Origin of the sequence: Holdemanella porci (assembly GCF_019052655.1) — a bacterium.
Classification (GTDB): Bacteria; Bacillota_I; Bacilli_A; order Erysipelotrichales; family Erysipelotrichaceae; genus Holdemanella; species Holdemanella hominis.
Map to the genome: position 1 here is coordinate 1 of NZ_JAHQVB010000110.1, position 3,156 is coordinate 3,156.

The 3,156-nt window shown below is 30.7% G+C and carries 3 protein-coding genes; all 3 read left to right on the plus strand.

Going from position 1 to position 3,156, the window contains the following annotated elements:
- Nucleotides 1–1,353: sugar transferase (locus KTQ83_RS11500; RefSeq protein WP_217256900.1), on the plus strand; the 1,353-nt coding region annotated here is incomplete at its 5' end.
- 18 nt (nt 1,354–1,371) lie between these two features.
- Nucleotides 1,372–2,481: a glycosyltransferase family 4 protein gene (locus tag KTQ83_RS11505; protein ID WP_244975859.1), complete on the plus strand. Its 1,110-nt coding sequence runs from the start codon at nt 1,372–1,374 to the stop codon at nt 2,479–2,481.
- A 3-nt stretch (nt 2,482–2,484) separates the two neighbouring features.
- The gene (locus KTQ83_RS11510; RefSeq protein ID WP_217256902.1) at nt 2,485–3,132 is read left to right on the plus strand and encodes a glycosyltransferase; all 648 of its coding nucleotides are present in this window, start codon (nt 2,485–2,487) and stop codon (nt 3,130–3,132) included.
- Nucleotides 3,133–3,156 lie beyond the last annotated feature (24 nt).

Here is a 3,156-nt window from a genome sequence, read left to right on the forward strand (position 1 = left end):
CATCAACTGGACTTATTTCTCCGTATTGGATGGGCTTGCCCATCCGTTATATTCATAATAGAATTAGCTGATTTAATGGTTTTACTAATTTTTGGTACATTAAAGGGTGTATTAAAAAGAGGATATTATCAAGAGTTTGTAAAAACATTAAAACATGGGTTTATTGTTTGCTTATTGTCTGTTTTATATTTGTTTACAGCTCAAAAAGGGATTTTCTTCTCTAGATTTATTTTATTCTTAACAATCGGTATTTATTTTATATTGACATATATTGTAAGAGAAGTATGGAAGTGCCATATTAAAAAGGGTGTCAATAATGGTAATCGAAGAAAGTTATTGATTATAAGTTCAAGTGGTATTGCGAATTTGGTAATCGATAATATCGAAAAGAGTAATTATACTCGTTATGACATTGTGGGTGTTGCATTATTAGATAAAAATTTAATTGGTAAAACAATTAGTAATACTAAGGTTGTTGCGGATAAAGATTCTGTGGCGATGTATGCATGTAAAGAATGGGTAGATGAAGTATTGATTGTGTTACCCGAAAAAATAGCGTATCAAAATGAATTGATTGAACAATTAACTATGGCTGGTATTACTGTGCATATGAATTTGGCTAAAGTTATAAATTCGCCTGGTAAGAAACAGTTTGTCGAGAAGATTGGTGATTATACAGTATTAACAACAAGTATTAATTATGCTCCGCTAAATGAAATCTTCTTAAAACGATTGTTTGATGTTATTTGTGGATTACTTGGATGTGTTTTAACATTAATCATTACTATTTTTATTGGTCCAATCATTTATTTTGCAAGTCCAGGACCTATTTTTTTTTCACAAGAGCGTGTGGGTAAGAATGGTAAGAAGTTTAAGATGTATAAATTCCGCAGTATGTATTTGGATGCGGAGGAACGAAAAGCTGAATTAATGAAAGATAACAAATTAGGGGATGGAAAGATGTTTAAGATTGATTTTGATCCTCGTGTTATTGGAAATAAAGTTATGTCAGATGGTTCTCATAAAACAGGTATTGGTGAATTTATTCGTAAAACGAGTTTGGATGAATTCCCACAATTTTTTAATGTATTAAAAGGAGATATGTCTATTGTTGGAACTAGACCTCCCTTAATTTCAGAAACAAATCTATATGAGTATCAACACTTTGCACGTCTAGCTATCAAACCTGGAATTACAGGAATGTGGCAAGTAAGTGGTCGAAGTGAGATTACGGATTTTGATGAAGTCGTTAAATTAGATAAGTATTATATTGAAAACTGGAATCTTGGTTTAGATATTGAGATTTTATTTAAAACAGTATTAGTTGTAATATGTAAAAAAGGCGCGGTTTAAAAAGAAAGGGGAATTGATTTGAATATAGTCATGTTTGGGCAAAAGAGACTAAGTCGAGAAGGCGGAGTTGAAATTGTCGTAAAAGAATTATGTACTCGTATGGTTAAGTTAGATAATAACGTTACTTGTTTGAATCGCTCTGGTCATCATGTGAGGGGAAATGAATTTGATGCTCATAATGAATATGATGGTATTATACAAAAATCAGTTTTAACGATTGATAAAAAAGGATTAGCTGCAGTTAGTTCTTCTTTCTTTGCAGGATTAAAGTCTGCATTTGGTAAATATGATGTAGTTCATATTCATGCTGAGGGACCTGCATTTTTTTCATGGTTACCTAAAGCATTAGGTAAAAGAGTTGTGGTTACCATTCATGGTTTAGATTGGCAAAGAGAAAAATGGAAATATGGCTTTGGATCTAAATTTATTCATCAAGGTGAAAAGAATGCAGTAAAATATGCAGATGAAATTATAGTCTTGAGTAAAGGGGTGCAAGATTATTTTAAGAATGAATATAATCGTGATACACATTTTATTCCTAATGGAGTTAATAAACCTGAAGTAGTTGAAGCTCTAGAAATAAAAAAATGGGGATTAGAAAAAGATAATTACATTCTTTATTTAGGTAGAATTGTACCTGAAAAAGGAGAGCATTATCTTATTAAGGCCTTTAAACAAATTAAAACAAATAAAAAACTAGTTATTGCGGGTGGTATTTCTGATACGGCTGACTATGGAAAAGAATTAAAAGAATTAGCAATAGATGATGACAGAATTATTTTTACTGGATTTGTACAAGGTAGAATCTTAGAAGAATTATATTCAAACGCATATATCTATTGTTTGCCTTCTGATCTTGAAGGTATGCCATTAAGTCTATTAGAAGCTATGTCTTATGGAAATTGTTGTTTAGTTTCTGATATTGAAGAATGTGCTTCTGTTGTAGAAGACAAAGCAATTACTTTTAAAAAAAGTAATGTTGAAGATTTAAAAGAGAAACTACAAGATGCTTGTGAACATCCTGAAAAAATAAATGAATTAAAAGCGCAGGCTTCAGATTTTATTTGTGATAAATATAATTGGGATGTTATTGTTGATGAAACTATGAAACTATATGGGAGAAATTAATAAATGAGAGTATTGATTATAAATAAATTTTTATATCCAAATGGTGGTTCCGAAACATATATTTTCAAGCTTGGTGAACAACTTCAAAAGATGGGACATGAAGTTCAATATTTTGGAATGGAGCATGAAGGACGTTGTGTAGGTAACCGTGTTAATGTTTATACAAGTGATATGGACTTTCATGGGGGAAGTAAACTAAGTAAGTTAACGTACCCAATTAAAACAATTTATAGTAAAGAAGCTAGAGTTCAGTTACGTAAAGTATTGGATGATTTCAAACCAGATGTTTGTCACTTAAATAACTTTAATTATCAATTAACTCCTTCTATGATTCTCGAAATTGTGAAGTGGCGTAAAGAAATAAATCATAAATGTAAGATTATTTTTACAGCTCATGATTATCAATTGGTTTGTCCAAATCACATGATGAATAATCCAAATACTCACCAAAACTGTGAGAAATGTCTTGGTGGACATTTTATGAATTGTATGAAAGGCAAATGTATTCATGGTTCTACGGCAAAATCCGCTATTGGTATGATGGAAGCTGAATTTTGGAAGTTAAAAGGAACATATAAATACATTGATACAATGATTTGTTGTTCTGAATTTATGAAAAAGGCTATGTCACAACAAACAGTTGATAAATAGCCATTTTTATAGGGGAGTATCAGA